Annotated in this window: 3 protein-coding genes; 1 reads left to right on the forward strand and 2 read right to left on the reverse strand. The window is 37.6% G+C overall.

Annotated elements, in window-relative coordinates:
• The first annotated feature begins 111 nt into the window (after positions 1 to 111).
• Positions 112 to 297: a hypothetical protein gene (locus tag V7659_RS30785; protein ID WP_026565153.1), complete on the forward strand. Its 186-nt coding sequence runs from the start codon at positions 112 to 114 to the stop codon at positions 295 to 297.
• Between the two features lie 338 nt (positions 298 to 635).
• Here the strand turns inward: V7659_RS30785 and V7659_RS30790 are convergent, their stop codons facing one another.
• Both V7659_RS30790 and V7659_RS30795 read right to left on the reverse strand, forming a co-directional pair.
• Entirely contained in the window at positions 636 to 4,589 is a 3,954-nt protein-coding gene (locus V7659_RS30790) for a S8 family serine peptidase (protein WP_335543801.1), read from the reverse strand.
• A 162-nt stretch (positions 4,590 to 4,751) separates the two neighbouring features.
• The gene (locus V7659_RS30795; protein ID WP_335543802.1) at positions 4,752 to 5,414 is read right to left on the reverse strand and encodes an amino acid ABC transporter permease; all 663 of its coding nucleotides are present in this window, start codon (positions 5,412 to 5,414) and stop codon (positions 4,752 to 4,754) included.
• Between the last annotated feature and the right edge of the window lie 88 nt (positions 5,415 to 5,502).

Raw genomic sequence — 5,502 nt, forward strand, 5'->3', positions numbered from 1 at the left:
ATTGTAGATAAGTTTTTTACCGTGTTAGCAGGAAAAATACCTCTTGTTACAAAAATAGTAAAGAAGACGAAACGGATGTCTAACGAATAAGTTGAAAGGTGGTCATTTTGCTTGAATATGGAATTAACCCTACAACAAATCGTCGAAGGTCTACCCAAGTCCTTATTAAATGCAACTGATCGGGATTTGGAAGGCTTCCAAAAAATTATCGAAGAAACAATAAAATTAAGAGAAGGTCATCGAAACTTACAAAAGATGGTAAAAAACTTCTCAACCTCTACGATACAGCGAAGCTAAATCTAAATATACCCATGAATGAAGAAGGTGAAACTTACCTTCTTTTCTTTTTGAATATTTCTCATTTTAAATTCGCTCATTGAACCACCAGATCCGCTCATTAGGGACGAAAATTCGCTCATTGAACCCCTAAATTCGCTCATTAAGGGAGTAAGTCGTTTAATTCCTCTATTTTCAAAGTATAACTTTACTCCATTTTATTTTTTCCAATCGAAGTAAAATAATCCGGCCTAATTCTGAGCCCGATTTTTAGATTTCAACTGTTTTTACACAAGAAAAGATCACTACACAACAAAAATCCTGATGCCTTCTATATGGCCCTCAGGATTTTTGTTTTATTATTTAACTAATGTAAACTGCGTTACTTTTAGCGCATCGATATTTATATATGCACCTTTTGCGGCTTTAGTCTTCTTGCCAGTAGCGACAATCTTTATTTTGTGTGCCTTATTGGCGAGACTTTGCGTTTCAAAAACATTTGCTTTGTACTTGTGGGTAGCGGAGTACAGGTCGATTTGCTTTACTTTTACTCCGTCAATATAAATATCAGCTTTTCCCATATTCTTATATTTTAGCGCATAAAGTGTGATTCCAGTTCCAGTAAATGAGTATTCAAGGGATCCAGAACTTCCTTTGGTTTGATTTAGACTGCGTCCGGAAGCGCTGGAATAGTTCAGCTTCGACCAAGAGCCAGAATATTTAATCGTTGAATCTGTATTTTCAACTAATTTTGTCGTTTGGACCGAAACTGTTATACTGTATTGCCCTGACCCTTTAACAGCAGCGGGAACGATATAATACAGTCCCGATTTCCCTGGTTTAAAGACGATCTTTTCAACTGATGCTGTACCATTTGATTTTTTCAAGGCAGATGTACCATAAATAGTAGATGTGCCCATATTAAATAACGAAAGATCAAAATTGGTACCTGAAGGTCCCGCTAAAGTAATTTCATAGGTTTTGCCCTGATCCAAGCGTTTAGACCAAACGTCATATACGTCTTTGGTGTTAGGATTCAGGCTTCCCTTCACGGTCCCTGCCAATGGTAAACTTCCTTTTATATCATCATCATAAACAAAAGTGGCAGCTCCTGAAAATGGGGTCTCCATTTTCTCTTTTGTATTAATGACGACCGAGTAGGAATAGGATTTTCCTGGCACTGCAGTAGTATCCGTATAACTTGCGGTAGTTATCGGGTTTGTATTAATTTGTACATAGTCTGCTTTTGAGGACTCTTTGCGATAAATGCTGTAGGATTCCGCCCATGATACAGCTGCCCATGTAATAACAGGAGATTTCTTGTCCTTATCATAGTAGGCATTTAATGTCACAGGATTACTACTTACGATTAATTTATCAAGATTGATCCCAGAAGCACTTTTTCTCGAAGCAGGATCACTATTTCCGGTCCAGACAATTTTTACCGTGTGTCTGCCATAAGATGTATATTCCTTTTTAAAGATCGTTTGTTTTGCTTTAAATGTACTCGCATACAGAGATGGAGATGCAATTTTGATGCCGTCGATATAAATATCGGCAATTCCTTGTGTAGGATCTTTAAACCCCTGCCACTCAAAGCTGTAGCCAACAAAAGAAAAGCTTACTTCTCCTTTTGAATTAAGGGCCATTGCCGATTCCCCAGAATACTCTGGATTAAATGCTGGCATCCATTCTCCTAAGAAAGTCATGGAGTTTGAATTATCCTCATACGATCCTCCAAAATTACCAGTGAATAGCTTGTAGTTGCCTGCACCTTTGTAGGCATAGACATTAACATAATAAATGCCTGTTCTAGGAGCAGTAAACTTAATCGATTCATTAGATGTATTTTCATTCTCAGAAAAAGCAATCATTCCACTCGTATTATTTATACTCGTTGTTGAACCGTCATAAACATACAAATCAAAGTCAGTACCTGAAACGCCATTCAGAGATAGGGATATTGCTTCACCCTCTTTTAAGGAAAAGGCAAAAACATCGTTTTTATCTGTAGTAGCTTCCAAACTGTCATTTAATACACTTTTTTCTAACGGAAGTCCTGGAGTTTCATTATCATCAAAGTTATCTAGATTCAATGTGCTCACAAGTTTTCCACTGTTAACTAGACCTTTTAGTGACTCTTGGCTCTTTCCCTTTGTGCTTGTATACAACTTTAGCATTTCAGGAGACATGTTTGGACGTAATCCTAGTAAAGTAGCAGCTACCCCTGTTGTATGAGGGGTTGCCATAGACGTTCCGCTATAGTAATCATATGCCTGTGAATAATCAGAAACATACTTAAAATTTATGATCGTCTTTGGATCATTGGAAGTTACATAATCAGCAAAATAGAAAGGTGTATCAAATCGATCCACATCATATTTACTATTTTCATAGATTCCACCAGATAGACCTTCTACATCCAAACCAGGTCCCATATCAGTAAAAACATTTAAATGTAAATAATCCTTAACAAGTGGTGATTTCTCTTGGCCAGATAGTGCATTCTGTCCAGATACCAACAATTTCCCCCCACCAGTAAGGTAAGTTTTTAATAGATCGGTATCTTTAGTGGTTAATGTTGTTCCTTCCTCAGAAAAAAAGCCAAGACCATTTCCTGTAAACCAAATGACCCCATCGTAGGATGATAAGTCACTACTATTCAGGTTATCAGATAGAGATGAATCGGAACTAAGCGTAACCGTTTTTACTAAAGAATGATTAGCCAATAGTTTTTGATAAATTGGCAAATAGTTTTTAAATAGGGCACGCAGATCAGGCTCGTCCTTAAATAAGTCTGCAAGATCACTTTCATCATCTTGGACAAGCAGAATGTTACTAGACGGATCAATCAATTCTAAATAACTTAATGCTTTGTCAAAAGCGTCTTGCCTTTGTGTCTCGGAAATTTTTTCATACCCAATGCCATCAAAAATCGCTTTGTAATTGTCCCCAGTGGTTTGTGCTGATGCTCCTGGCTTGTCAATATTCAATGCTTTTGTCAACTCATCCAGTGGGAATTTAGGAACGGTACTTAAAATGTCCACACCAGGTGCAGCCACATCAACAGCATTGTAGCCATAATTGGAGAATGGTGCTAGTTTACCCTTGTTATCAACTGCAGCAACTGCTAATATATTTGCACTTTCAAAACTAGCAGGATAAGCTCCGCCCTCATCATTATCCATTCCATCATTTCCGGCAGCGGCTACAAATAAACTACCACTATTTGCGATGGCTTCTTCTAGTAAGGGGTCATATTCTTCTCCGCCCCAACTGTTATTCGTTATTTTTACTCCCATCGATTTTGCATACGCAATGGCCTCGATGGCATCAGCTGTTGTTCCCCCATCAGGACCTAAAAATTTTATCGGTAAAATTTTCACATTTGGGGCCACACCGATGACACCTTTATTTTCACTTATATTTGCTCCTTCTGAGGCCGCAGCAATGGTTCCTGAGACATGTGTACCGTGCTCATCCCCTTCTAGTGCATCATAAACGGTGTTATCATCATTATAAAAATCCCATCCATGGATATCGTCAATATAACCGTTGTGGTCATCGTCGATATTATTGCCAGGTATTTCTTTTGTGTTGGTCCAAATTTTCCCCTCTAAATCAGGGTGATTGATATCAACGCCCGTATCAATGACACCGACAACCACTTCTGGCACGGTTGAACTAAATTTGTCCCATCCTTCTGGTGCATCTACATCTTTATCTGCTAATCCATTAATCTCTTTGATAGCTTGTCCTTTATTGTCTAAGCCCCATAATTTATCATAATAGTTAGGAGTGTTGTTGATATCGGAAGGATTATATTTGTAGTTAGGTTGAACCGATTCGATTGTTGAATCTTTTTTTAGTGAACTTATGTATTCACTCGTACTTTGACCAGCAGGAATTTTAACAACCTCTGCATTTAAAGATTTTAATTTCTTCGTCGATTTTAATGAAAATTTCTTTTGAAGTGTACTAATTTCTCCAGAAGTCACTTTTTTCTTATATTTAATGATTAATTCGCCTGTTTGATAATGATTCTTACTTTGTGATTCTTCATTATTCAATTTTTCCTTGATCTCTGTTACTAAGTTATTTTGTGTCTTCCTGTTAATAGAAACCTTTTTATTCTCTGTTTTTACTTCTTTCATTTGGCTTTTTCTAAGGATTTTACTAGAGATAAGCTGATTTTCACCAGTTACGACCTTAGTAGGTCCTGATTGTGCAGCTGCCTGCCCTGTTCCTGTGAAAATTGTTGATGCTAACAGAAAGGCGGAAACTGGTAAAGACAAAAGTGTTTTTTTCTTCAATTCATGCACCTCTTTTTTACTAGATTTATAGAAAATATTATCTCTACTAGAAGAATTATACAATAATAGTTTGCGAATAAATAGTACCTAAATCACACGACAAATTTCGCGTTTTTATATAAAAATGTAAAAAAAAACGGCCCTATCGCTGAGCCAGATATCTTACGTCTGCTTTTCTTCTAACCTTCGGGCAACCAGTGACAAGGCATAATTCACGATAAAGTACATGAGCGCCATGATGATAAAAACAGGGATCACAAACGATCCTTTTTGTGCATATATAATTTGTCCATTGTGCAATAAATCTGGCAAGGCAATGACGACAGCTAACGATGTATCTTTGAGTAGTGAAATAAATTGACTGACGATTGGAGGAACCATTCTTCTCAGTGCCTGTGGAATGATGATATAACGTAATGTCTGGATGTAGGTCAATCCAGACGACCGTCCTGCCTCAATTTGACCTTTTTCAATCGAATTTAGGCCGCCTCGGATAATCTCTGATAACATTGCGGATTCAAATACCGTCAAAGCGGCAATCGCCGCAGTGGTTACTTCCATTTCAATCCCGATTTCGGGTAAAGCAAAATAAGTAAAGAAAATAATGAGCAGCAAGGGAAGATTCCTAATCGTCTCGACAACCAGGGCCAATAATTTAGAAACAAAGGTAATGCGCGCATATCGGAGCGTGCCAATGAGACCACCAAACAGAAAGCTGAGCACAATCGAAATGGCTGCTACTTTTAAAGTGACCCAAAATCCGTCCAGCAAAAATTTAAAATGGTCCAAGGTATATACTTCAACGAACGGTGCTAGAAAATCCATCTCAGCACCTCCTTAATTACTTCGAGCCATGTGTTTTTCTAACAATCCTACACCTATACTTAACGGGACCGTCAAAATCAAATAAAAT

This window comes from Neobacillus drentensis (genome assembly GCF_036966985.1).
In the GTDB taxonomy this organism is placed as follows: domain Bacteria; phylum Bacillota; class Bacilli; order Bacillales; family Cytobacillaceae; genus Neobacillus; species Neobacillus drentensis_E.

What these genes read in the sequence shown, in the direction of transcription:
- V7659_RS30795 (WP_335543802.1), bottom strand. Translation starts at nt 5,414, where the DNA reads ATGGATTTTCTAGCACCGTTCGTTGAAGTATATACCTTGGACCATTTT.